Here is a 26,226-nt window from a genome sequence, read left to right as displayed (position 1 = left end):
TAAAAAATTCTGAGTGAAAATAGTGTACCTAAGTTCAGCTCCCTTTTCTTAATTAAACTTGTAATAAATTTACTAATACAAGTCTAAAGGAGTGAATTTGGACCTGCGCTAGCAGGAACAAATTTGTATCGAGAATGACGGAGTAGATTCCTGCCTCTGTTCTCGATACAATTTTCTCTCTCACTATCGTTCGAGAAAAAACTACTCGAACTGACGGCACTGCCACTTCTCGAAACATTTTCTCCTGCGCTTTTGCGCAGTAGAAACCACTCGAAGTGAAGGCACTGCAAATTAATTCGTACTTCTAACTTCGTCCTTCTAAAATCCGATCACTTCCACAAAAATATCCGGTTTGGGAGTAGCGCTTTTCAGGTCTTCCCTTTTGAAGCCTGATGAAATGCTGATGATCTGACCCAGGTGGTTTTCGAACAGCAAGTGCGGATAACCTTTGGCTGCAACCGTTGTCACCTTGCTGGTAGTAAGGTTGTAGATTTTGACCTTCTTTTCATGAAAGGATTCGTTGGTGATATTCTCCGTCGGATCGTTATTGCTGCCCAGGATCAAATTTCCATCCCGGCTGATGCCGGTAGGGAACTGAGGCGTCTCAAAGAATCCCTGCTCGCTCCAGGTAAGGGTTGAAAAGAGCTTGTTGTCCTGTAAATTGATCACATAATTCTGGTCGGGGCTGTACAGGGTTTTCTTTTGCCAGCGGGAGGTAATTGGAATATTAACCAGCTCCCCACCCGAGATTTCCCCACCCGCGTTAATGGTGAACTTATAGCTTTTAGGTTCCCGGTAGTGCCCCACCAAAATTTCTCTGTTTTTTAGAGGCAGCAGGTGATAATCGGTATTGCCGTAATGGGTGGTAAAATGCGATTTTTTGGCAATGAATTCCATGCTGTTACCCGAACGCTTAAAGGTATATAGCGTCTCATTATCGGTAAAGCCATAAATATTATCCCCCAGGTAAGCGAAATCATAGAAGAAAGGGGCATTATTAAGTTTCAGAGTGTATTTATAGGAAAGGTCTGCAGCATTATATACAGCCAGTGCATTGCCCTGGGCGAAGAATAACTCTGTTTCATTTTGGGTGCTGTGTACCTGCATCTGCACGCCGGTGCTGGCCTGCGGAGGCTTACTGGCTGTAGCTGAAACAGTGTGATCCCCGTAATTGTATTTGATCAACTGATATTCTCCGGCTTCCGTTCTTCCGTAGAAGAAGATTTCAGAAGAATTGGGAGCAGGGACCGCGAATTCTATCATTTCCAGATTCACTACTTCCGGATGGGTCCAGTTGAGTTCCCATGCATTTTTTTCAGCATAAAACTCTGTATTCACATTTCCGAAGATATCATAGGCATAAATGGCATACACAGGATCTTTGAGTCGGGGAGGGGTTTTATCGACATAACTTGTAATTTCTTTGTCTTCTATGACAGCTACCGGATATTCCTGGTAGCCATACCCGGTGCCGCCTTTATAATTGCGAACCCTGATCTCATAATGTGAAAAATATTTGCCTTCGAAGGCAGCCCATTCCAGCTTCACCTCTGCATTCTGCATCTCAACCTTAACAAACTCCACTTCGACCGGCCTCAGGTCTTCTGTAAAGAAGGTGATTAATTCACTTTCCCCAATCAGGCCTTTTTCGTTAAAGATCTTCAGGTAGTAACAGATTTCTTCGGCAACCGGCGGATTTTCATCTATAAAAAAGGTTTTTGAACTTTCCTTTATACTGGCCACCAGGGTTGCATTGGCCTTGCTACAGCCAGAGTCGCTCCTGTAAATTTCGTAACGGTCGAACTTATAAAAACCGTTATAAGCCTGCCAGGTAAATTTTATCTCATTACGGTTCTCATCTGTAATTTCAGATCCAAATGTATAGGAATATAAATCAAGATCGTTTGGCGGGGAATAGCGACGGGCTACAAAAATCAGCACTTCCAGGTCGGGATCATCATCTATGTCCATCTTCATCTTGAACACCAGTTTATCGCTTGTAAGCCCGGTGATCACCATTTCTTCTGAAGCGCCCCAATCATTGTGAAGGGTGACTACGCCTTTCTCCAGATCATAATTTAGATCCTGGACTTCCTTTTCACATTGATAGCTGGAGGTATAATAGTAATCTCTGTAGGTATTGGTGGCGGTGAATTGAAAGAAATCCCGGCCACATTCTTCATAGGTTGCAGCCACATTTGCACTCTTTCCTTCAAAAGCCACTTCATAGATCGCCCAAACTCCGGAAAGTTGCTGTATGGAGGCAGAGGTTAGTGCGTCTTTATAAAACTCATCCTGCGGTTGAGCGACTTCATCATCATCTTTTGAACATCCCGTGATTAGAATTAAAAACAAAAAGATAAGACTGCGGTTGATATTTATCTGTAAGGCAAAGGTAGAAAATGGTAGATGCATGTGTTTAGATATGAGCGGGATAGGTAGGGGCTATGCCTTTATTGTTGTTCAAAAATATCAAATAATTTGAATAATGTTAATTTAATTAACATTAAAAATGTGTTCATTAATTATTTTTAATTGCACTGGGAAATGGATAGAAAAAGGTGGCATTTTTATTCCTTCGTGAGGGAATTAGATCTGATTCTGATGCCTATTAAGTCAATGGGCACAGCTTCAATTTTGAACATATTTTCCTGCTTGCCTGGGTTTTTAGATATCTTAATCATTTTACCTTATACAATGTTGTCACCAAAACTCCTTTAAATTCGGGAGCCGGAACAGACAGCAAGTGTATTTTCTCTTTGATTTTTAGATTGAACGGTGATGACAAAAGATCTACACCACTTTGTTTTTTTAACCTGATTCCCTGTCCGGAGATAATATCCTTATTGGGTTCAAAATTCCCTTCCGGTAAGTGCTCGGTGAGAATCACATATTTGAAATCGTATAACTTTTCTACCACCCTCTTTATTTCCTCATTCGATAGGTGTTGCAACACCTGCCTAAGGATTGCGCAATCTCCCTTGGGTAGATCATCGGTTGCAATATCTAAAACATGAAATTCGAGATGATCTGCCTGGAATTGTTTTTTATTATGCTCTATTAGCTCCGGTACTATGTCTACAGCGGTGTACCTCAGGGTGTATTTCACGAGTCCCTTGCCAATATTAAAATCCCCGCACCCCAGGTCACAGACTACTGGTGGAATTTCAAGATCTTTTAAAAAACCGGAAACTACCCTAATATATTCATCTACTGTTTCAGGATGATGGGAGCCTAAACCGGAGTAAAATTCAATTTTATTGCCACCCCACAAATTGTTTTTATAGATCTGCGCCATGGCATCCTTGGTTGGCCAGGGTGTTTTTATTTTATTGTTTTTTGTCATTCTATAATAGTCAAGACTGGCATTTTTAGAGGGTCAATTTATTGGAGATTAGGCCTCACAGGTTTTTAAAACCTGTGAGGTATTTTTGACAAAAAGCAGATTAATCCCTCATCTCAATACTCACGCTGTCAGGTACCAACCATTCAGAAAAAGAACCATCGCTTTTCACTTTTCTGAATTTATAAAAATTTTCATCGAAGCTGTATTCATAAAGCACCTTGCCCTTGCTCTTTAAAAACCCGTTCTGTGGAGTTTGCTTAATTCTCACTTTCCAGTTCTGCCTGGTGCCGGGGAGGTTAAACAGGAGATACTCCGGGTAAATTCCGGTTCTCTCAAATTCGCGCATGCCACCCTGAACATGGGTCACCTCTAGTTTCATATATCTTTTATTTAACTGCCTGAAAATCACAAGAGCTCAGTTTTTTCAGCCGCCGTACAAATTTTTTTAAGTATGCTTCAAATCAGCAAGTTAAGCTTTGCCCAATTGATTTAATTTTTCCTTCAAATAGCACTAAATTCAGGTAGGAATTTAAGGTTTATAAAGATGTACCGGTTAATTTTGTTCTTCTTTTTCTGCAGCTATAGCTGTTTTGGGCAGTTCTATACGGGGATCGCAATAGATCCTAATAAAGCTTTTGGGATCATTGACAATCCCAGGACTGAACAGGATCACCGGGGGCTTCATTTTGATATTGAAACAGGGTTCATTAATAATGATTTTGCCATTTACTTACTCTACGGAAGATTTGAAGCAGCAAATTACCAGAAACTGGCTTTGGGAGGCGACTACTTCTTTTTAAAAGATAACAAAATAGAATTGGGGATTGGAAGCAGTGTTTCCAACATTTGGAAAAAGCAGGCTGATCAATCTAAAACCTCCACCTATTTTGGGTGGCTTGGACGGCTAACCGGAATCTTGTGGGTCTTTCCCAGGATAGGAATGGTGGGGCATTTTCAATATCAGAGCCGCCCCGATCTGGAAGTAACAGGTATCCTGGAAGGAAAGATCGGGTTGAGATATTTTTTTAGAAACTGAATTCATTTCATTGCTTAATTTCCACTCTAATCCCTTTGGTATGACTTGAAAATTCAGGTGCATACATGCTCTCAATAGAAGTGATCCCGTTTGAGAATTTTCCTGCGTTGTTTGCTCTTACTGTATACTCCAGCACATAGGTTCCCTTCCGCAGGTCATCAAAGAAAAAATGGGTCGCGGCGTCGCGGGTGCTTTCGTAGTAGGCGGTGCCGTCCTGATATTTGTATTCACTCAGCACATTGACGGGTTCAAATCCGCTGGCGCGCATGTCCTTCAGATGAATGAAATCCATGTCGGCCGTAGATCGCACAACCAGTCTTACCGTCACCAGATCCCCCAGCTCCAATATAGTCTCGGTGGTGATCTGTTTTAAGGTAGTACCGTCATTGCCGGAGATATTCAGATAAAGTTCTTTTTCTACATTGAGCGGACTCGTGCCGTGATCTTTTATCTTGTCCAGGTTTTCGAAGTACTGCAAGTAAGCTCCGCCATAACCTGCAGTAGCATTATTATTTTCCACTGTGATGCGACTAAAATCCTCAGTGATCTCTTCGGCTTTCCAAACCACTTTGCGATAACCTGTTCCCGCCTCTTTTTTAGTTTCTGCAAGTTTAGCATCTGCTATAGGTTTTTCCCCCAGCTTTAGCACGGTTTGATCTTCTGTTTGCAACCAGTCCTCTCCCTGCATGAGCAGCGCATAAGAAGCTTCGGTTGTGGCTTTGGTAGTGGGCCAGTGATTGGTGCGTTTGTTCTGTAGCAGCCATATCTTCATTTCTTCTACAGCTTCCGTTTCTCCCAATTCTGTAAAGGCTTCAATGAGCAGCGCCTGAGTTTCCACAGGAGCACGGTACCAGAACCAGCCCGACACATTTTCCTTCCAGTACATTCCGTAATCTTCAGACTTTACCGCCTTTTCTTTTAAAGAAAGACCAATTTTTTGGGCAAATTCAGTACCTCCGGTCCTGTCAAGGATAAGCATGAGCATACCTTTGTTGTACAAATCTTTTTCCAGCCAGTCCTTTTTATTAGCGGCAAGAGCTTTTTTCATAAGCTGCTCTATTTCTTCTGAAGGTGGAAACTTTTCCAGATAATAGGTGCGGGCATAGAGATAGTGCAGCAGGTAATTGCTGTGGTAAAAATTTTCTTTCTGGTAGCTTTCCTTTTCTCTTGTTAGTATATCCCTATCCAGGTAAGCGACTGCAGATTTTGTCATTTCAGAAACCTCCAGTTCTACTCCCAGTTTTTCAAGATGTGCCAGGCCGGCAACAATATGACGGGTGATGAAGGTATTGGTCCTCCCACCCGGAAACCAGGGCCACCCGCCTGAGGATTGCTGCATTTGCGCCAGCTTTCTTAAGTTATTCTGCTGCTCCTGTCGCAGTCTCTCTTTGTCGAACAGCTGAGCCATCACCTGTTTCTGAGCGGTTTCGGAAGCTGCATCGCGAACCCAGGGAGTTTCGGCCAGAATAAAATCCTTAAGATCTTCCCTTTTTTCGAGATCACTTACCAAAGAGGAATCCTTTTTCCATGCATCAAAAACTTCTCTAATCACCGGTTTTGAATTCACAATTTCACCCGCAACAGCGTTGGCGTAAAGTCGGGCAAAGGTCTGCTCTGAACATTCGTGTTCGAATTCCATAAGATACGGCAGACTTTGAAGCGCATACCAGGCAGGATTTGAACTGTATTCCAGCGTGTATTTGTGATTTTGAAGCGTTGGAGAATCATTCTCCTTCATGTTCTTAAATATATAGGATTCCGTTTCTCCTGCTCTCACAAAGAAGGGCAGGCTTTCTTTCACCAGCATCCTGTTGGATAATACTGGTAGGAAATTCTCTTCCCCGTCGGAGAAGTCTCCTGCTTTGGCAAGCACACGATAGGTAACCGCCTGCACTCTTTCAGGAATAATAAGCTCCCAGGAAAGGACTGTATTGCCCGATTCCGAAACACTAAAGTTTTTTAGCTTTTCGGTATTTCCTAAGAGATCATCAATGGGCTCCATAGTAAGAGCGTCATATAACTCCAGCAGTGCAGTTCCGGTCATTGCTTCCGGAGTAAGATTGGAGATCTTCGATTTGAATACGATAGTATCATTTTCCCGCAGGAAGCGCGGGGGATTAGGCACTACGCTGAGCTCCTTTTGGGTACGCACAGTATTTTCATAGCTGCCGGTGGTCCAGTTATTAGTGTGGGCCAGCAGGCGCAGTTTCCATTGGGTCAGTGCTTCGGGGGTAGTGAAACTGAATTCCAGCCTGCCATCTTTTCCCAGCCGCAGATCGGGATAGAAAAAAGCCGTCTCATCAAGATCTTTTCTTGCTTCTACATTTTGCAGGTCCTCCAGTGCCTTTTTGGTATTAATGATCACCACTCCGCCGGCAGCACGGCTGCCATACAGGGCAGTGGCTTCTGCTCCTTTCAAAATATTGACCGATAGTATGTCTTCACCCGTAATTTCATAATCGGTTACAATTTTCCCATCTACAACATATAGCATTGCACCTTCTGTAGTGGACGAGGTCCCTCTAATTCTAATTGTATTGGCCGATGTTACCTGTACGCCTGCTACTTTACCCTGCAGTAGTCTCACGCCGGCATCTTCTGCCTCTTCCTGTACCTCGCCATAGCCTGTAACCACCACCTCTTCCAGGTTAGAAGAATCTGCAGTGAGACTCACATAGACCTCCTGATTCTTGGTTACGAGCACTTCTTCGGGCATAAAACCAAGGTAGCTGAACACCAGAATGTCGCCGGGACTTGTATCCAAAGCGAACATTCCATCGAAGTCGGTGGTTGTGCCGGTGCTTGTGCCTTCAATGATCACATTTACCCCGGGCAGCGGAAGTCCCGCTTCATCGGTAACTTTTCCGCGGGTGTTGCCCGTAAGAGTACCGCTGCCCTGGCGCACTTCTTTGTTTCTAAGGTAGCTGCGGTATAAGTAGGAGTCGGGGTTGGACATAATAAACCCGAAGAGATGCAGCCTGTCAAATTTACGCTCCCGGGGCCGGTAATGCCAGGGAGAAGGAAATCTGTTGTATAAGCCTGTAGTACCACTCATGTTATCCAGTTTGTAGGAAGGAAAAGAGAGATAAGGCTGATAAAATCCCGGGTTTGTATTCCATTTTTCGGTTTTGAACTGGTCCAGGGACATATCATACATGGAAGCCAATACTTCGGCGTCGGGAATTTGCTGCTCAGCATCTTTTATCTGGAAGCTCCAGGTTTCTTCGACACCCGGGGAAATTTTGCTGCGGAAGGTTTCTGTGGTTATTTGTAAAAAATGCTCTGTCTTTGGCAGCTTCACACGGAAAGTTTCATTGAAAGCAGAATTGTTCTTTACTCCGGTGATCTGTACCTCAAGTTCTTTGGAACCGTTTTTCTTCAGCGGAATTTCCAGGAGTTTGCTACCCTTAACCTGTACGTATTCCGAATATATCTTATCATATTGATCGTAAACTCCCACATGCAAGTTGAGATTTTCGTAGTTCGTTTGCAGCAGGAGTCTGAGTTTTTTTTCTTTTTCCAGGTCCCGGTTGATCATGGAAGCGGCGAACCTCTGATTGTCCGGCAGGGAAGGATCGGCAGGATCATTAACATCAAATAACTTTTTCGCGGTAGTGGTATTGTCACCACTTTCTGCTTCTATAATGGTCACATATTTTCCGGTTTTCCAGTCGGAGGTAATTGGAATCTCGGGTTCGTAGCTACCGTCGGTATCCCACTTGGCTTCAAAAAACAGTTCTGCCAGCGGCCAGTTTTCCGGATCGGGTACATCTTCGTAAGGCTCCTCGGGGAAAAGTTTAATAAACTCTTCTTTGGGAATCGTCTGTATCTCGGGAGCCGGCCAAAGTCTGTCCCGCAGCAACCTGTCGGGGCCGCGCAGCTTATAGATCTTCAGGCTTCCGGTGACCGGAACAGGCGTGTCATTTAAATTGGTGGCCAGGATTTGAGGGCGGAGCGTATCCCGGCGGCTAATAGTTTCAGGCAGATCCAGCTTGAGCAACAGGTTCTTTTTTCCAATTTTCAGAATGGTGCTGCCTTCCCGGGTTTCCCCCGAAATATCCGTCACTGTGGCATTTATGCTGTATTCATAAATAAGTTCGGGTTTATGAGCATCTGTTCCCCGCATTTCCGCAGGAAAGCTAAGCGTAAAATTCCCTTTTTCATCGGTGAGTAAAGTGTCAGTCTTTACAGTAGAAAATTCACCACCGTCATAATACCACCAGCGGTACACCATTTCCCGCTGCTTTACGGTATAGATCACACGGGCATTGCTTACAGGCGAACCCATAAAAGCTTTTGCGATACCGTTTACTTTTATACTGTCCCCAAAGCTGTAGCTCTTTTTAATGCTGTCAAGAGAGACCTCAAAAGATGGCCGCTTATATTCTTCCACGTTGAAATACAGCTCGTCATAATGGTAGGCATCTTTGTCCCACACCTTCTCCCAAAAGGAAGTCTCAGACTCTGTGTCTTCCTCTGTATAGATGCTAAAGCTCCCGGTAATTCCATTTTTGGGCAGTAGGAATTCCCCGTGAAAAGAACCGTACTTATTCGTTTTAAGCCTGAAATTTGCAACCTCCTCATTGTTGGGGTCGTCAACATATACCACCACAAATTCGTTGGGAACAGTACTGGTTTTTCCGTTTTGATGGCTCAGCAATACCCCTTTAAAATGCACTTTTTGACCGGGGCGGTAGATGGCGCGATCCAGGTAAAGCAGCGTCTTCACACCAAACTGTTCTTCTTTGTCTTCCGAATAACCATAGTAGCCTTCCCAATAGCGGGAGATAAGAGTGTCCCTGCCTTTTGCTGCAATTACATAATCAATATTGCCGTAATTGCGCGGTTTATTAACCAGTACCTCTCCTTTTTGATCGGTCTCCTTTTCCCTCACCGGGTTTCCCTTATACATCCAGGTGAGTTGCACGTTGTTTTCAGGAAGACCTGTAGTGCGGTTCAGGACACGGTAGAGAAAGGCGTCATCAAAAGATGTCTGGGAGAGGCTGAGATCTGTAGCTCTCAAAAAGCCGAAACTGTAGCCTTTTTTCCCGAAGCTGTTCTCTCCTGAAATATGGATCATATAAGTTCCCCGTTCCAGCGGCGGAATAAGAGCTTCGGTGGAGTGAGGATTATAATCTCCGGCACCGGGAAGAGTGATGGTCTTGCTGAAAAAAGAAGTATGTTCTTCTGTAAAGGCTTTAATTTCGTCCTGCCGCCCGTACCATTGTGTCTGGTCCGGAAAGGTAGCCGGTACTTTAAAGATCTTCAGGTGCACCGAGTCTATGCTCTTATAGGAAAGCAGCATTCTGCCAGCATTGTTGGGCAGGAGAGTTTCGGGAATGCGCACGTCGAGTTGTACAGATTTGATGGCACTGATAAGGGAGAAAGCCCTTTGCTCCATTTCGGTATTGGGATAATTATCAACCACTTTTTGCGCCAGGTCCACAGCTTTGCGGTTAAAATCGGGGTGCAACAATTTACCGTCTTCCCCGGTTTCTCCCGCTCTTTCATAATAAGAGTGGGCATAGGTGTACAGCAAAAGTGGTGCAGCCGGGCTATTCTCGTATTTTTGAGAAAGCCTGTTGAGAGCCTCCAAGTATTTTTCCCATTTTTCACTCCCGCGGAATTTGGAATTCACATATTCCAGCCTTTGCAGCTGCGCATAGACCAGCGCGGTAGGATCTTTTTCTGCGGAATGCAGCTTTTCCAGCTGCTGATAGATCTTTAGTACATATACTTCGGAAGTATGCTGCGCCGCCTGCGGAAATTTTAATTGCTGAAATTCTTCAGTAGCACCATAAAGATCTGATGTGGTGAAGGCATATTCATCTTCGGGTCGTACTGCCGGAAAGTTGGAGGAATTCTGAAAATAATCCAGGGCTTCAAAAGCCAGCAGGTCGTACAGGGTAGGCTTGTACTTTCGGTTCAAAGGTTCCGGAATAAGTATTTCAGCAAGATCGCCTACAGGGGTGGCGATCAGCATTTCAGGGTTGTGAAGGGAGCGTTCGTAGCTGCTCATAATGCTGTCCTGCAAAGTGGCTTCCGCCCAGGTGGCTATGTCAGCAGGATCGGGATTATCGATCTCTTTTCGCTTTCTGATCTTCCACCGGTGCTGATTGTAATACTGCTGTAAAAAACGGCCTTTATAGCTTTGAAGTACATTTTTGAAGGGGACGGGAAGCTGGCCGATCGTCTGGTTAAGGTCCTTCAGAATAAATTGATCTGAGTTTTCATGGTTGACCTGGTAAAACTTGTATTGGAAGATCTTTGCTTTAATAAGCTGCTCATAATCCTTCTGCTTGCTGGCAGTTTTTAAAATGTCAGACACGATTTCGGCGGCGGAAGCCACTCTTCCCTGCAGTTCAAGGGAATCAACTTGTTGCCACCGGGAGGAATACTGGGAAAAGGCCACGGCCGAACATAACAAGGCAGCCGATAAAAATACATTTTTCATACGGGGGGATTTGTCGCTGCGCCGGTAGGGAAGACGTAGTAGCAGCTGAAGATACTAAATTTTGATTGTATAGTAATTCCAAATTTTAACGAGTGTATCTGCTTAAAGGGAATCAGCAATTTGTACCTGAAAAAAGGTGTCAAAAAAAGACATTTCAGAAAGGAATGTCGGGCTCCAGGGTGTAGGCTCTGGTCTCAAAGCCTTTTCCTTGTCTGATGCTGTTCATGTTAGCCTCTAAACATTGCTGAAAAGTAAATAAAAAGTTGTTTGCTTCAGCTGATGAACATCAAGCTTTTAAAAAAAATCCACGGTTATATACCGGTTAGTGGAAATGTTACAATTTATACTCCAGCCCAAGTGTAAATACAGAAGATTTTATGCTGTTATCTCTTTCAAGTATTCCAAAAAAGTAGCGGGCATTGATGATAATATCTTCCGATAGCTTATAGCCGGAGCCAAGACTAAGACTGAGATCAAAATTGTCAAAATCATAGTTTGGGGCAGTCCGGGGATCACCGGGCTCTTCAAAAGGGTCATTCTCAACCTTCTCATTTCTGTCGATAATGAAGCCAACCCGGGGGCCCGCATCCACAAAGAAAGAATCGGTGAAGTAATATCTCAGGATCAAAGGAAGCGCAATAATTGATTCTGTAATCCTGGTTTCAACGTCAAGCACAGTACTTCCTGCGTTAGGATCATTTGTTCTTATTTCGACTCCATTTGCAACAAAATTAGTTCGGTGCAGGGCGAAGTGCAATTCCGGTTGAAAGTATAATTTTTCTGAAAGCGATTTGCTGAAGAATCCTCCCAGGTAAAAGCCGGGTTTTCTTTGGTATTCGGCATAAACTCTTCCGTCAAGGCTAAAGTCGGGAGTGAATTTAGAATAGTTTGCTCCTGCTTTAATTCCGATTTCAGGATTTGAATTTTGGGCGTGAGTAGAGGTAAAAAGGCTAAATAGAATTGCTAATAATAAAAGGTTGTTAATTTTCATTTTTGTTTTTTCAGTATAGTTTAATTGTAGAATTGCATTGGCTATTTCGGGTCATTGTTCAAATCTTTCCGAAGAAAGCGGGTGATCTCCCTTACAACCACTTCAGTATTTTCAGATTTAATATCGCTTCCCAAGAAATGGTTTTTTGGTTTCACTAATCTCACAAGGCTTTTCAGCGAATCGGGCGTTTCAAGTAACTTATGGATTTCCGGATAAACCTCCACCTCAACATGCTCATCCTCCTTCAGAAAATTTTCATAATAATAGAGCGTCAATACAGGGCAATGTACCTCCTTAAACATATTTGCAGTAGTAATTGAAGCTAACAGCACCTGCAAGTCTACCAAAGCCTCCGAGGGATAGACCGTATCAAAATATTGTGCGGCTGTTTCGCTGCTGTGTTCGACTTTCATGTGATCACCCCAGGAAATAAGGTGAGCCAACTCATAGCCCCAGCGGGTATTCAGCAAAAATGCTCCATCTGTGTCATCTTCAATATAGGGGGATAAATTGATCAACGCATATACCTTTTCCGGATAGGTAGCAGCAAGCTTAAAAGCAAGCGTGCCCCCGGTGGAAGTGCTGATTATTATGACCTTCTTGCCAATTTTCTCCCCAATGGCCAATGCTTCCTTAGCCGACTCCCATGCGGCTTCGGGAGAAAAATTTTCCAGGGCCTCCTCTGCTACCATGCCATGACCTGCCCAACGGGAAAGGAAGATATTTGCGCCCAAAGTATCGGCTATTTTTACGTTAACGGGAAATCCATCCCGGTAACTACCGCCAAATCCATGAAGATAAACCACGCTGTAGTCGGTTACGCCGGGCTCCTGCTGTTGCCAGAGGATCCGCGCCTGATTATCCTTTCGTAAAGGAAGAAGGCTTTCCTTTTGCTGTATCAGGTTGTCCAGGTGTCTTAAATCCTTGGGCATGTCGGGAAGCTGGGTTCCGTATTCAGGATTGGGTGGCGTGGGCCCGAGGAAGTATGTAACAACCAGAACGAGGAGAACAAGGGCAGGGATCCAGAATCTTTTCTTCATTAGAGAAAGGCAATGAACAAGTATAGCTATTCCGGGGTTAAACAGCAAATTGGGGAGAGAAAGTAATAAGTTTTATTCCTGTTTTTTCGATTAAAACTATTCTTTCTTCTTTTTACATTTTTATGTATAGGCTTGATAATAAGTGCAGTGAGGATCTAAGGACGGCTTCAGGAAGCGGATTGTCAAAAATGGCTTTTTAAAAGGTAAATTTTTGAAGGACTACCAAATTACAGGGAACAAATTACCCTGAACAGGTTTGGGTTGCTCCATTGTTCCCGATACATTTTTTCCAGGCTTCCGCATTGATGAAAACACCTGAACTGATGGGGGAAAGTGAGCTCACCTATACCGCTTCTGAAAAGTATAGGCTAATCTTAGGTCTACGAATTCGGCTATGTGCCGGTGAGCCAGCAAATGGAATCCGGTGCTAAAGTGGCGGTTAATTCGGTACTGCAAGCCCCAGCGATGGAAGATGCGGTCATAGTAAGGCGTTTCGTCAAAAACGTACACGCCCAGTCGCTGACTAAACTGAAACTGACCCAACAAAAATTCATGCCCCAATAATAGCCCTGCCTTTACCGGACTGGCATCAATGTCCTCTCTGCGGAGTTTTTCCTGCAGCTCCCCGTCATGATAGGCTTCTGCTCCCAAAGTCAGCATATGTAAATTTCCCACCTGCCTTCCTGCCTGCAATGCAATTCCCGTTACAGGATATCTCTCACGATCACCCCCTTGAGTATAGCCGCGACGCAGGGTGCCAAGCAAAGCCATATCATATCGCGTAGAATAATTCTTCCAGTATTTTTCATTTGTTCTTGTGCCGGTGTACCATGGGCGGGAGAGGGGCTGGTAACTTACTGCAATTCCGGCAGTGGGCCAGTTAATACCTTTATTTGGCTGGCGCGTTCCCCCATTGGAAATGTGCTGATAGTTTAATCCCGGGTTTACCCACCAGGCTTCCGATATCTGTACCCAGATACCCACACCCACCAGTAAATAGGGGCTAAGATGGGTGCTGTAGGACTGGTTACCGGGATTGACAATGCTATCAAAGGGGTTGCTCAAATAGGAAACGCCGCCGGCACCTTTAAAGGAGAAAAGCACCCGATCGCTGATCCGGTAGGTAGGTTCCAGAAAATAAGCTGCGGTACCACTCTTGCCCAGCAACTCCACATCGTAATCATAATATGCCAGCAGCAGGCCCTGCCGCGGGTAACAGTGGCAAAGCTCAAAGATGGCGGAATCGTTGCGTTGCCAGCTAAGAATGGTTTCTATGCCCGATGGCCGTGCCCCGCGGGTATTTTGCACCTCCCTGGAATGGGCGAAGATAGAACCGTGCTGTACGCCCAGACCAACAGAAAAAAGCGGTTTCTGCTTAGCCGGTGCTACGATTGCTGCTGTAGAATCTGTTTGAGCAGTAGCCCGGGGTATACCGCATGCAGTATAAACGATAAGCCACAGCCACAGCAGGATCTTTACCTGCCTGCCCAACTCTCTAAAGGAACATTTATCTTTATACCACAGCATTTTTAAAAATACTCAAAAAGGACATTTTTGAGAGGTAAATATTTTTAAGTGGTAATATGAGATAAATGAGAATGTGTATTCCGCCGGAAAAATGAAAATTCCTTATTTTCAGGATCAAATTCAGTTTAGCGTGAAAAAAACGAAGAAGAAATACATTAAATATTTTCCTATTCTGGGTTGCATTTCCACCGGGCTAATTTATACAGCCATTGGAATAATTGCCATTCTTTCCCTGCTAAGGCTTAAGGAAGGAGGCGCTTCAAAAAACAGCCTTCTTGCCTTTTTGCAGGATTGGCCGGGAGGGGAAATTGTCATCTGGGCTATCCTGCTAGGCATGCTCTGTTATATCGTATGGCGAATCTATGAATCCTTTCGGGATCCTTATCATTACGGGAATGGGTGGAAAGGTCTTGCCCGTCGTACCGGGATCGGCCTCAGCTCTCTTGCCGATGCGCTTATAGCTTACTCTGCCCTGGTAGTTTTACTGGGTTCAGCGAACTATTCTGAACACGGCAGTCCGGAGCAAAAGAGGGAAATGACGGCTAATATGCTGGATTATAACTGGGGTAAATGGCTGGTTGTGGGCTTGGGCGTGCTAATAGCTGTAACTGCCGCAGTGCAATTGTTCTACGGAATTACCCGGGGATACCGGGAGCGACTTGATATTGTGCAGTTCAGCGGAAAGAAAAAGGCCGCTATTTTTTTCCTCGGATTTACCGGCTATGTTGCCCGCGGAGTCATTTTAGGCGTTATTGGCTTCTTTTTCATCAAATCGGGCATTCTTAAAAATCCCGGATACGTCGTCAATACAGATAAAGCTTTCAATTTAATTGGAGAACACCTTGGGAAAATTCCTTTTGCAATAATCGCCTTCGGAATTATTTGCTACGGACTTTTTATGTTTGCCCTTGGTATTACCTACGATTTGGATAATGATCCTTCAGACCCGAATTTTCATCCGCAGAAAGGCTGAGTTAACCGGGTAAAGAGTCTTGCTCTGTAATACCAGATTAAAGTGGACGCAGCAAGCTTCAGTAGCAACAAAAGGATTGGCGCCCGGAACATGAGGATTGGCGTAAATTCCCGCACCTACCTGCTCCCCGTAAATATAGCTTTCTTAAGCTCTCCGGCTTTAAAGTCAAAGCAAATATTCGGATGAAGTTTTTACCTACATTTGGCGCTCAAAATATTATGAGAAGAGCTTTAGCAAGATATAGAAACAGTGCTTTTGGAAGGTATGTTATTCGCAATCAAAAGTACGCTCCCATTCTTTTTTTTATGGGCGGTTTTATTTTTGATACGTTGACCTTAGGGCGAATAGATCGTGTTTATGATACGGTGGTGCTTTGCTCGCATATGACCTTATTATCCCTAACCCTTTATTTGTATAATACAGTGGATGAGGACAAGTGGGAAGGTACTTTTATCAGAGGTTATTCCGAATATTTTCCGCTGGTCATACAGTTCTTCTTTGGTGCACTTTCAAGTGCTTTTGTCATCTATTTTTTCAGGAGTGTGTCGATGTCAAAGACCATGTTTTTTTTCATACTGCTGGTGCTGCTCTTGTTTGCAAACGAATTTCTTAAAAAGAAGATCTCCAATAAATACCTTCAGTTCAGTATTTATTTTTTTATAAGTTTCACCTTTTTCGCCTTCATTATTCCCACGCTGATAAGGGAAATGAATACCTTTATTTTTATCATTTCGGGACTTGTAAGTTTGGGGTGTACGCTGGCACTCATCACGGTTATTTACAGGTCAAGCCCGGGCACACGAGCTGAGACAAGTCTTAAAAAACTGATCGGTCTTATCCTTTCCATCTATATAACGATCAATGTTTTTTACTATTTCAATCTTATTCCCCCGGTGCCGCTGGCTATGGATACCGGGTTGGTGGCTCATGATGTGCAAAAAACAAATAACGAATACATCGTTACTTACGAGAAGAATCCATGGTATGTATTTTGGCGTAAACATGACAGCAATTTTCATCGTCAGGAAGGTCAAAGAGTTTATGTGTTCACTTCTGTTTTTGCACCTACAGATTTAAAAAAATCCATTTTTCATAGATGGAAATGGTTCAATCCTGAAGCCGGGAAATGGGAAGTAACTGATAAGATTAGCTTTAAAGTTACAGGGGGGCGTGATCGTGGTTTCCGTGGATATACTCATAAAAACAACCTTAGGGAAGGCGAATGGAAAGTTGAAGTAATTACAGAAGAGGAACTGATACTTGGTGTCGTGGATTTTGTGATTAAAAACACTTCTGAACCTCATGAAGAAGGAATGGTAAAGAAATCATTCTAACAACTGTTTCCTACGCCGTCAGTTCGAGTTTTTTGGCTGAGCAGGAGCGAAGGCAAAAAGTATCGGGAACAGAGGCGACTTGGACCTCGATATGTTGTTGTTCTTTTTTGCATCGCCCAAAAAAGAACCAAAAAAGTCTAGGCTTACGAAAATGTTGCTAAAATTTTCATTCGGAGCCTAAATTTTAGGAACTCGCGGGAGAAATTTATCAAAAGAAGAAATAGCAGTTGCGCTCAAACAGCCTAAAATTTTACGGCTCGCTCATTTCAATTTTCACGCAAGATTTTCGGTAGGCCGCTTTGAAAAGGCAGTTCGATAAAAATTTGAGAATGTAAGATTCCTTATCTGTTTAAGTTTGCCGTCAGTTCGGGTTTTTTGGATGAGAAGGAGCGAAGGCAAAAAGTATCGGGAACCGAGGCGGGTTCGAAATCCTTACCCGTCACTGCCTTTTACCTGCGCATGATTGAGCACGGCAACCAGGATCACTCCTCCAAGAATATTTCCTATCAGCGCGGGCAACAGGTAGCCTCCCAATACTTCTCCCCAACTTGCTGCTCCGGAAAAGGCAAGCATGAAAGTTTCAGAAGAACCTGCGATGACATGGCTCAGCTCGGCAATTCCCACGATCCAGGTGATGATGATGATCACCCACACCCGCGCCGTTTCAGCAAAAGGTAAGAGCCAAACCATCAGGGCGATAAGCCATCCTGCAAAAATTCCACGCAGTAAAATAGTGAAAAAGTCGGGTTCCATTGCTTTTGTGCCCAGGGCTATGAAAGCCTCCTGAACTTCGGGTTCAAAAGCAGACGATTTCGCCGCGATCCATGAGACTAAAAATACGCCCAGTAAATTGGCCACCAGTACTACCCCCCATAATCGGAGCACATTTTTAAAGGTCTTCATATCCTTGCGGTGGAGCAGTGGCAGAATCGGAGTGAGGGTGTTTTCGGTAAACAACTGTTGCCGGGCTAAAATGATGGCTAAAAAGCCAATGCTGTAACCAAAGTTGGTGACCAGGGGTCTCCAATCGGCCTCCGGCAGGTACGTGTGCAAAATGCCTTCGGTGATCATGGAGAGGGTCATGGTAAGGCCTGCGGCAAAGCCGGACCAGAAAAGTGCGGTAGAAGAACGTTTCAATTCCGATTCTGCTTCCTTAAAAATTGTTTCATGAACAACGGCGGCTGAAGGGGATTGTCTTCTTTCGGTTTCGATAAAATAATCTTGCTTTTCTGACATAATTTCCTGGCTTAACTTCAAGGTAGTTCAGTCAACCGAACAGGGAAAAACTTTAACAAAACAATTGTTTTTCAGATCATCCGAATTACAGGGTTTCATGGGCGAAAAGGCCGGGTGATTTTGAAAACCGTATCGGGAACCGTGGCGTGATCCGACTTCCTTGTTCTCGATACATTTTCTTCAATGCTCCCGCATTTTCAGAAAACACCTGTCTGCCGACAGGCAGGCTCGAACTGACGGGTGTTTAAAAATGGCATTTTTGGGAGGTAATTTTTAAATTCCATCAATCTTGAATTTAAAATTTTGAATCCGGAATAATAGCGCCGTCAGTTCGAGTGGCTTTCGGCCTGCAGCGCAGGCAGAAAGGTGTATCGAGAACCGAGGCGATTACCGTAAAACAGGGATATATTTATAAGGTATAGATCTGGCTGCCATAGGCGGGTATATTCACTTGTCCTGTCCAAGGTTTGTCATCGGTGACTTTTTCTTCGGTATTCATTCCGTCGACGGGCATTTCCGAAAAATCCTCGTCATACCCCTTCCAGGCAATATTGAATCTCAGTTTCCAGTCCGTATCAGGTTCGATTCCGATGCCATAATTCTCGTAATCTTTATTGCCAAAATTGATGATCACAAGCACCGGCTGCTCATTTTCCCCGGGGTTGGTCCGCTTATAGGCAAGGATCTTTGTTTCCTGATTGAGATGTAAAACTTCGGTTTCCTGACCTCTTAAGCCTTCAGAAGCCCCAAATTCGCCGGTCCTTAATTTAAAGAGATCTGCTGCCAGGCGGGTGATCCCCTTCATGTTCTCAAATTTTCCCCAGTCCAGGGCTTCATGATCCTTAAAATATTCGTCTTCTAAAAATTCCTGACCCTGGAAGATCATTGGAATTCCGGGAGCCGTCATGACCAGTACCAGGCCTATTATAGATCTTTTCTTTGCAAAAGCACTCTCAGCATTCCCGGGATGTATCTCCTCGGGGACGCGGGCCTTTCCGTTTGCTACTTCATCATGTGATTCGGTGTAAATGACCCGGGAAAAAGCATCCTCACCATATCGATAGGTAAGTGCATTTGCAATGACCTCCAGGTCTCTGGCGTCATCTTCGGGATTAATCAAAGCCTCTCTTATGGGGTGCACAAAATGAAGGTCCCATTGAGCTCCGTAGCCAATTCCCCCGTCTTCTATCCTGTTAGTTATGAGATGCTGCCCTTTAAGATCTTCGGCTATAGTAAGTACTTTAGGGTACTTGTTCCTTATTTCAGTATTGATGTCGCGCATTAGGATAAGGCCTTCAACGATCTCGGTATCAAATCCCAGACCGCCCCCTTCATACCTGATATAGGAGGTCGCATCCATTCTAAGTCCATCACAGTGGTATTTCTCGATCCACATTAGCGCATTATCCCTCAAATACTGCCGTACTTCCGGCCGACCATAATCGGGGCGTGTATCTCCCCAGGGGGTATCACTCCTGTGGTCATTGTAGAAGTAAATACCGCCTTTTCCATTTTCACTCCATCCGTCAAACTGCCAAAGATCTACATCAGACGGACCGAAGTGGTTATATACCACGTCCATGATGATACCAATCCCATGTTTATGAGCCTCTTTTACCAGGCTATACAAACCATCGGGTCCCCCGTAGTCCTGTTCTACTGCAAAGGGATGAGCGGGATTATAGCCCCAGGAAATGCCGCCGGCAAATTCGGCTGCCGGTAATAATTCTATACAATTGATCCCCAGTTCCTTCAGATAGCCTAATTTTTCGATGACGTCACTAAAGGTGCCTACCTGGTCTGCCTGTTTTCGGTTAAAGGTGCCCACATGCAGTTCATAGATCACCAAGGAGTTCCAGGAAGGAAGTTCAAAATTATCCCCTTCCCAGTCAAAGTCCAGTCGGCGTATGATGGAATTCCCATCTGAGTTGGTTACTTCCGTCGCATAGGGATCATTTCTGAAGAACTTGTCCTCTCGGTTAAAGATCACATACTTGTATTGCTCCCCTTCTTTGGCTTTATCGGTAACACCCACCCAATATCCTGCCTCTTCTTTTTGGAGTTCCAGCCCGTCTTCTGCCCAGTCATTGAAATCACCGGCTACAAAAATACGGTCGGCATGGGGAGCCCAGACCCTGAAAGTCACCCAGTCATTCTCCACGATCGCACCCATACCTTTTGATGCCGCTATAGGTTGCATTACCTTTTCTTTGCTATTCATGTTATCCTTCTTTGATAGCTGTAAATGTACTTAGGTGAGAAATGCTACTATTTTATTTATGAGGAAATTAACCTTGATGAAAGTTCATATGACATTTTCTTCAATCATCAGGATGACCAAAATGTCATAACCACCGGTGCCCTCGCGGGTGGGCTGGAAAACAAGACTCTCATCCGGGAACTGGCTCTCTTTAAACATAGAACCTGAAAGAGGCGTTCGGTAATCAATACTTTAAAAGGATTAAATAGAAGCTCATTTGATCTTGTTGCCGTGACCTGATTTCTTTTGAAAACTATTACTAAATTTATGAGCGTTTAGCTCCTCACCAAGATTTTAAATCTCTATGAACCCTGATCCATCCTCTTCTACAACATCACGAACTATTGGATTTTTTGGAGCGCTGGGCATTGGAGTGGGAGCAATGGTGGGGGGTGGAATCCTTGCACTTGCGGGGGTGGCCTTTGCAGTAAGCGGCCCTTCGGCAGTTCTGGCCTTTGCGCTGAACGGATTAATAGCTTTTATTACCGCCCTTAGTTTTGCTGAAATGGCTTCCGCAAATCCGCAGTCAGGAGGGACCTATACCTATGCTAAAAAGGCGCTATCGCTGCAGGTAGCTTTTGGGGTGGGGTGGATCGTATGGTTTGCCTCACTGGTGGCGGCAGTGCTCTATGCGCTTGGCTTTGGGGCTTTTGCGCTGTTCGCCCTGCAACAGATCCCAGCAGAAGGCCTTAGCGGCATCCTGGAATGGGAGTTGCTGCCGGTGCTCCTGGCCCTGGCCGCTATTGGCTATTTCGCTTTCGGCCTTACGAGAGGTACCGGTGATGGCGGGGCAGTGATCAATGTGGGGAAACTGGCCGTATTCGCTGTACTCATCGCAGGCGGTCTCGCTCTTTTTGTGCAAACCCCGTTCGAACGGATTACCGAAAGTCTGGATCCATTCTTTTCCGGGGGATTTGGCGGATTGATCGCAGCGATGGGTTATACTTTTATCGCGCTTCAGGGGTTTGATCTCATTGGTTCGGCGGCAGGGGAAATAAAGAATCCGGAGAAAACAATTCCGAAGGCGATGATGGGCACACTGGCAGTAGGCCTGGCAATTTACCTGCCCCTGCTATTTTTTATGTCTACCGTGGGAGTACCTGCGGGGGAAAGTATTACTGAAATGAGCCTCGAAAATCCTGAGACGGTCCTGGCCGTCGCCGCTCAAAATTATCTCGGGGCTTTCGGATTTTGGCTGGTTTTGGTTGCGGGTATATTTTCCATGTTATCTGCTTTACAGGCAAACCTCTTTGCAGCTTCCCGCATTTCGCTTAGCATGGCAAAGGACCGGACTTTAAACCACCATCTATCAAATATTAGTAAGAAATATGGTACTCCGGTAACCTCTATTCTGGTGACCTGCGGAATTGTAGCCTTTCTTGTTTTGATCCTGCCCGACCTCGCGGCGGCCGGTGCGGCTTCCAGTTTGATCTTTTTGATCACTTTTGCCCTTGCACATCTTATCATGATCCTCATGCGCAACCGAGGCTATAAGGAGAGCAAGACCTTTAGAGCCCCCTTTTTTCCTGCCCTTCCCATCGCGGGAATAGTCACCTGTTTAGGACTGGCAATATTCCAGGCCATTGTTGTACCCGCTGCCGGTTTGATCGCGGTCTTGTGGCTTGCTGTTGGCGCCGTACTCTTTGCATCGTTTTTCATCAGAAAAGCCGAAGCTATTGAAGCGTCTGAACAGGCCCTGGACCCGGATCTTATCAGGCTCAGAGGTTTGAGTCCGCTGGTGATGCTTCCCATTTCCAACCCTGCCAATGCTCAATCCATGGTCTTTCTGGCCAATGCCCTCGCGCCGCCGGTTATTGGGAGGATCCTTATACATAATATTGTGATCCCCAGTACCGAAAAAGATGATCTTGACAAGCGTTTGTTGTCGAGCCGGGATGTGATGCAGTACGCCCTTAAAGCCTCCTTTGATGCCGGTCTACGTCCCGAATCCCTCACGACCATAGCCGACCATCCCTGGGAGGAGATAGAAAGGGTGGTAAAGGAGCATAACTGCAGGAGCCTGTTGTTGGGACTGAGTGATTTGAGTGATTTTCAAACCAGCCGGAACCTTGAAAAACTGGTGAGACATATTAAGGCCGATGTGGTGGTTTTCCGCCAGCCATTTAGCGGGTGGAAGATCACGGCGGCAAGAAAGATCCTTATTCCGGTGGCAGGGTTTGAAAGTCATGATCCCTTGCGTGCCAGGGTCGCTGCCAGCCTTTGGCGAGCCTCTCAGCCCGAGATCACCTTTATCCAGGTGCTGCCATCCACGGTATCTTCAGAAACAGTCCAAAAGAACAATATCAAACTTTCCCGCTTTGCAGGCCGCATCATTCCCGGAAAGACCGGAGTGCTCATCATTCAGAATGATGATCCTGTAGCAGAACTGGTAGCGCAGGCTTCCCGTCATGACCTTGTGATCATGGGACTGGGTAACCCAGGGAAACATCAAAAGGCCTTCGGACATGTAGCACTTGCCCTGGCCGAAAAAACAGAAACAGCGCTCATCTTTATAAGTAAAAAATGATCGGAAGGTAGAAGTACGAAATTAGAAGTACGAATTAATTAAAAGCGGTCAATTAATCAGGGAATTACAATTGGTTGAAGGGCGCGTAGCTTGTGGGATATTTCTCCATGTACATAAATTTAAAATTGAACCTGGAGCCTGGAATTTAGGATTTTTTTCTACTTAGATCCCTTTAAAAACATAAGCTGAGTATTCAATAGTAACCCCACCCTGCTAGTAAGCTTCCCGCGGCGGAATCATCCACAAGGTGTTCTTATCAGGAAACCTCATTTCATAAACAGTACCCTTAGAGCCATCACTAAAGATCCTTTACTTACCTTCGGCAATCTCTTCCCACATCATTTTATGGCTAAAGTTGACTTCAATGAAGACGCATTCCGGGATGTGGTGCTGTAATACGTATGTTGGAAAAAACGGTAATAATTTGGGAAAATACTGAGAAGGGACTGACTTCATATAAAAAAAATTGGGCCAATGCCTGTCGGCACTAACCCAATTTTAAAATGAAGACTTATTTTTTAATTCATATTTCCCGCATTCAAGTTGTTTGAGAAAAACTCAAGAGCTCTCGCTAATCTTTCGAAAACATGGGTGTGATGCCCGCCTTCATAAGTTTCAAAGGTATAATCCACATTGTAATTATCCATTTTAACTAAGACAGGTTGATGAGCAAGATGAGTGCCCAGTTCATCATATATCCCCACATCCAGATAAAGTCCGTCTAATGAATTCAAAACATCATGATAGTAATCCAGTAAATGAAATACATCATTTTGATACCATAGGCCTACAACCTCGGGAACTGGATAAAGGTTACCGTCTTCTCCAAATTCAACGGGAAGATCCACATAGAAAGGTGGGTTGTTTAAATTTGGAGACCAGGCAGCGCTAAAAGCATACATGGCAGTGGTAAAGAATTTAGTAGGATCGGGACCATTAAAACCTTCGGGGTTTTCCTGTATGAGTATCTCAGGCATTGCAAATAATGCATCTAAGTACAACAAACCGCTATGACTACCCACGGTGCCAAAAACATCCGGATGTAACATTCCAAATTTAAAAGCAGCGTATCCTCCCTGGGAATGGCCTATAACGGCTCGACCTGAAGCATTGGGAATGGTGTTATAATGAGAATCCATATATTCTACCAGGTCATTCACGATGTAGTCTTCAAAATTTCCGTTAAGAGCCGAATTGGTATACATGCTAAAACCATATGGCTCTGTACCGGCATTGGGCATCACTACGATCATAGGGTCAATAAGGCCATCGTTGATAAGACCATCCATCCAAAGTCTGAATCCCTCTTCGGGAAAATCGGGTATCTGTTTCCAGATTGGATATGGAGCTATAAAGTCAATGAACAACTGTTTATCTATAAATGCTTTTTCTGAAAAAGGCTCCCCATGTAACAGATATACTACGGGATATGAATGCTCCCCATTCTTTTTGTAGCCCGGCGGGGTATATATTTGCAGTTTTCTTGTAAACCGATTCCCTGCAAAGTTGTCCTTAAGAGCCTCACAATTCAATACCCTATTTTGCAGTTTACTTTCAATAAGTCCTGTTTCGTCCCCGACTTTATTATAATTCAAATCCAGGGATTGTTGATCCATTATCTCCTCCTCCAGGGAATCCCTTTCACAAGCGGAGACAATTAAAAACATAAAAAAAATGAACAACACTAATTTTGAGATTTTCATGACATATTATTTAATGGTTAATAATCTTTGTCAAAAAACACCATCAAAAACAGGTTAGTCCATTTTTAATCTTAGACCTGGTAGCTTCTAAAAGTAGCACATTGATCTCCCTTTTTAGATGACATAAGTCAGGATAAATTTTTTTCTCTTAAAAATTGTAAGTTATTGACTATTAAATTGTTATAATTTTTTAATTTGTTTAGCTTTAATCACCTGGTAATTGATAATTTTATCATTTCTCTCTTTTCGTCTTAACCCGGTGACAGTTAAATTCGATCTATGAAAATCTCGCTGCGATATATAATTTTTATAAGTGCGTTGTTCATGAGCATCGATCTCCACTGCCAGAATGCCGGGGACCGGTTAAAAGTTGAAAGTATATACGATGCCCTGCAGGATAGAGGTACATCCTCAAAAGATGTGGCCGGCCAAATGCCTTTCATAAACTGGAAAGATGCAGAACATTTGGAGCAAGCCACTAAAAAACATAGCATTACCCTGGCCGAACAAACAGAAACAGCGCTCATCTTTATTAGCAAAAAATAGCCTGAGGTTAGAAATACTATCCGGGTAAAGGGAGGTCTTTGCCATGCAGTCTTCACAGCTGTGAAAGAGAAGAGGTTTCTAAAAAGCCATTTTTAGAGACAATTGGTTGCTAAACCCTTTTCAATCCAGGTTTTGACGGTTTCGGTGGTATCATGTTCTTTTTAAAGGGCGAGAAGAAACAGAAGGTTGACAGGCTGCTCAAAGCGGTGTCCAAAATGTCATTTCTGAGAAGTATATGAGGTGATGAATTTTAGATTAAGGGAGATCACCTTAGGATCTTTTCCATTTTTCTTCCTTTCGCCAACTCGTCAACCAGCTTGTCAAGATATCTTACTTGTTTTGTAATTGGATTTTCGATTTCCTCTATGCGATAACCACAAATTACCCCGGTAATATGATGCGCATTGGGGTTAAGAGAAGCTTTTTCAAAAAAGGTCTCAAAAGTGACCTTTTCAGCAATCAATTGGTGCATTGTTTTTTCATCAAATCCAGTTAACCATGTTATGACCTGGTGCAACTCTGCTTTTGTTCTGCCTTTCTTCTCGATTTTGGTGACGTAGTGAGGATAAACAGAAGCAAATGTCAGATTGGCTATACGTGCGTCGTGAGTTTTTGAAGTACTCATCTTTGAGCTTTTTGAATTAGTGAAATTAAGGTACAAAAGACCTTACAAAAAAGATATCAAAAATGACATTTTTGGAAGATCTTGAATTCTGAATCCTGAATTCTGAATCCTGAATTAATTCCCCGGATTCATATAGTCATACTTCTTCCAGTTAGTTGGCAACTCGTTAGTGACTTCCAGTTTATTCGAAGTTACCGTGGGTTTGACCCTTATTACCTTCACGGTATCTGTCACCGTTACTTCATGCTCACTGCGCATGTTCACCAGATCCAGGTGCCGAAGGTTAAAAATGTGTTTTCCATTTGGCAGGTTGACAATGACGTAGTCTTTTGCACGCAATTGTCCCAGGTTTTTACCGTCCAGGACAATATTTAACTGCGAAGTATTGTCGCCTGTATGCAAGATGTTTGCATCATTATAGATTAGAATTTTACCGTTGCCCAAATTGTCTAAAGTGGTTTGCTCCTTATCCATTTGAACCAGGGTATGTTCACTCGGAATAGGCCTTAATGCACATGACGAAAAGAGGATAACCAGCAAAATCGCGAGGGGAGTGGTGGGAAGTTTCATTTTAGATTGGTTTGTTTCATGTTTGGTCAAAAACGTCATTTCTGGAAGATCTTTTTCC

General features: G+C 44.1%; 17 protein-coding genes. 5 read left to right on the top strand and 12 right to left on the bottom strand.

Features of this window, described 5'->3' with window-relative positions:
• Positions 1-318 precede the first annotated feature (318 nt).
• The 3 genes from CRO16_RS15985 to CRO16_RS15975 form a co-directional block, all read right to left on the bottom strand.
• Positions 319-2,415, bottom strand: coding sequence for a lipocalin-like domain-containing protein (locus CRO16_RS15985; protein WP_097057414.1), 2,097 nt, complete (start codon positions 2,413-2,415; stop codon positions 319-321).
• Between the two features lie 265 nt (positions 2,416-2,680).
• Complete coding sequence (locus tag CRO16_RS15980) at positions 2,681-3,346, bottom strand: class I SAM-dependent methyltransferase (protein WP_097057413.1); 666 nt, start codon at positions 3,344-3,346, stop codon at positions 2,681-2,683.
• A gap of 100 nt (positions 3,347-3,446) precedes the next feature.
• Entirely contained in the window at positions 3,447-3,725 is a 279-nt protein-coding gene (locus CRO16_RS15975; RefSeq protein WP_097057412.1) for a hypothetical protein, read from the bottom strand.
• A 165-nt stretch (positions 3,726-3,890) separates the two neighbouring features.
• Between CRO16_RS15975 and CRO16_RS15970 the strand changes: the two genes are divergently transcribed.
• A complete protein-coding gene (locus CRO16_RS15970) occupies positions 3,891-4,382 on the top strand; it encodes a hypothetical protein (RefSeq protein WP_097057411.1) in 492 nt (163 codons plus the stop codon).
• A 7-nt stretch (positions 4,383-4,389) separates the two neighbouring features.
• Here the strand turns inward: CRO16_RS15970 and CRO16_RS15965 are convergent, their stop codons facing one another.
• The 4 genes from CRO16_RS15965 to CRO16_RS15950 form a co-directional block, all read right to left on the bottom strand.
• Entirely contained in the window at positions 4,390-10,836 is a 6,447-nt protein-coding gene (locus CRO16_RS15965) for an alpha-2-macroglobulin family protein (RefSeq protein ID WP_097057410.1), read from the bottom strand.
• A 334-nt stretch (positions 10,837-11,170) separates the two neighbouring features.
• Complete coding sequence (locus CRO16_RS15960) at positions 11,171-11,827, bottom strand: porin family protein (protein WP_097057409.1); 657 nt, start codon at positions 11,825-11,827, stop codon at positions 11,171-11,173.
• Positions 11,828-11,868: 41 nt separating this feature from the next.
• Entirely contained in the window at positions 11,869-12,867 is a 999-nt protein-coding gene (locus tag CRO16_RS15955) for an alpha/beta hydrolase (protein ID WP_097057408.1), read from the bottom strand.
• Positions 12,868-13,206: 339 nt separating this feature from the next.
• Positions 13,207-14,394, bottom strand: coding sequence for an acyloxyacyl hydrolase (locus CRO16_RS15950; RefSeq protein ID WP_097057407.1), 1,188 nt, complete (start codon positions 14,392-14,394; stop codon positions 13,207-13,209).
• Between the two features lie 130 nt (positions 14,395-14,524).
• Between CRO16_RS15950 and CRO16_RS15945 the strand changes: the two genes are divergently transcribed.
• On the top strand, positions 14,525-15,367 hold the full coding sequence (locus CRO16_RS15945) for a DUF1206 domain-containing protein (RefSeq protein ID WP_179670567.1): 843 nt from the start codon (positions 14,525-14,527) through the stop codon (positions 15,365-15,367).
• A 218-nt stretch (positions 15,368-15,585) separates the two neighbouring features.
• Complete coding sequence (locus CRO16_RS15940; RefSeq protein ID WP_097057405.1) at positions 15,586-16,701, top strand: DUF2914 domain-containing protein; 1,116 nt, start codon at positions 15,586-15,588, stop codon at positions 16,699-16,701.
• A gap of 432 nt (positions 16,702-17,133) precedes the next feature.
• On the opposite strand, the gene CRO16_RS15935 is transcribed toward CRO16_RS15940, so the two are convergent.
• Positions 17,134-17,937, bottom strand: a complete 804-nt coding sequence (locus CRO16_RS15935) for a formate/nitrite transporter family protein (RefSeq protein WP_097057404.1) — start codon at positions 17,935-17,937, stop codon at positions 17,134-17,136.
• A 409-nt stretch (positions 17,938-18,346) separates the two neighbouring features.
• Positions 18,347-20,158: an alpha-amylase family glycosyl hydrolase gene (locus CRO16_RS15930; protein ID WP_097057403.1), complete on the bottom strand. Its 1,812-nt coding sequence runs from the start codon at positions 20,156-20,158 to the stop codon at positions 18,347-18,349.
• Between the two features lie 343 nt (positions 20,159-20,501).
• On the opposite strand from CRO16_RS15930, the gene CRO16_RS15920 reads away from it, so the two are divergent.
• Entirely contained in the window at positions 20,502-22,724 is a 2,223-nt protein-coding gene (locus CRO16_RS15920; RefSeq protein ID WP_097057401.1) for an amino acid permease, read from the top strand.
• A 518-nt stretch (positions 22,725-23,242) separates the two neighbouring features.
• On the opposite strand, the gene CRO16_RS15915 is transcribed toward CRO16_RS15920, so the two are convergent.
• Positions 23,243-24,427 carry an alpha/beta hydrolase gene (locus CRO16_RS15915; RefSeq protein WP_097057400.1) on the bottom strand — a complete coding sequence of 395 codons (1,185 nt, stop codon included), beginning with the start codon at positions 24,425-24,427 and terminating at the stop codon, positions 23,243-23,245.
• Between the two features lie 279 nt (positions 24,428-24,706).
• On the opposite strand from CRO16_RS15915, the gene CRO16_RS15910 reads away from it, so the two are divergent.
• The gene (locus CRO16_RS15910) at positions 24,707-24,973 is read left to right on the top strand and encodes a hypothetical protein (RefSeq protein WP_143544569.1); all 267 of its coding nucleotides are present in this window, start codon (positions 24,707-24,709) and stop codon (positions 24,971-24,973) included.
• 265 nt (positions 24,974-25,238) lie between these two features.
• Here CRO16_RS15910 and CRO16_RS15905 read toward each other — a convergent pair whose 3' ends face one another.
• Complete coding sequence (locus CRO16_RS15905; protein ID WP_097057398.1) at positions 25,239-25,598, bottom strand: DUF2200 domain-containing protein; 360 nt, start codon at positions 25,596-25,598, stop codon at positions 25,239-25,241.
• Positions 25,599-25,712: 114 nt separating this feature from the next.
• Positions 25,713-26,168 carry a hypothetical protein gene (locus CRO16_RS15900; RefSeq protein WP_097057397.1) on the bottom strand — a complete coding sequence of 152 codons (456 nt, stop codon included), beginning with the start codon at positions 26,166-26,168 and terminating at the stop codon, positions 25,713-25,715.
• Positions 26,169-26,226 lie beyond the last annotated feature (58 nt).

This window comes from Salinimicrobium sediminis, assembly GCF_900215295.1.
In the GTDB taxonomy this organism is placed as follows: domain Bacteria; phylum Bacteroidota; class Bacteroidia; order Flavobacteriales; family Flavobacteriaceae; genus Salinimicrobium; species Salinimicrobium sediminis.
This window is presented reverse-complemented; position numbering and strand designations above follow the sequence as displayed.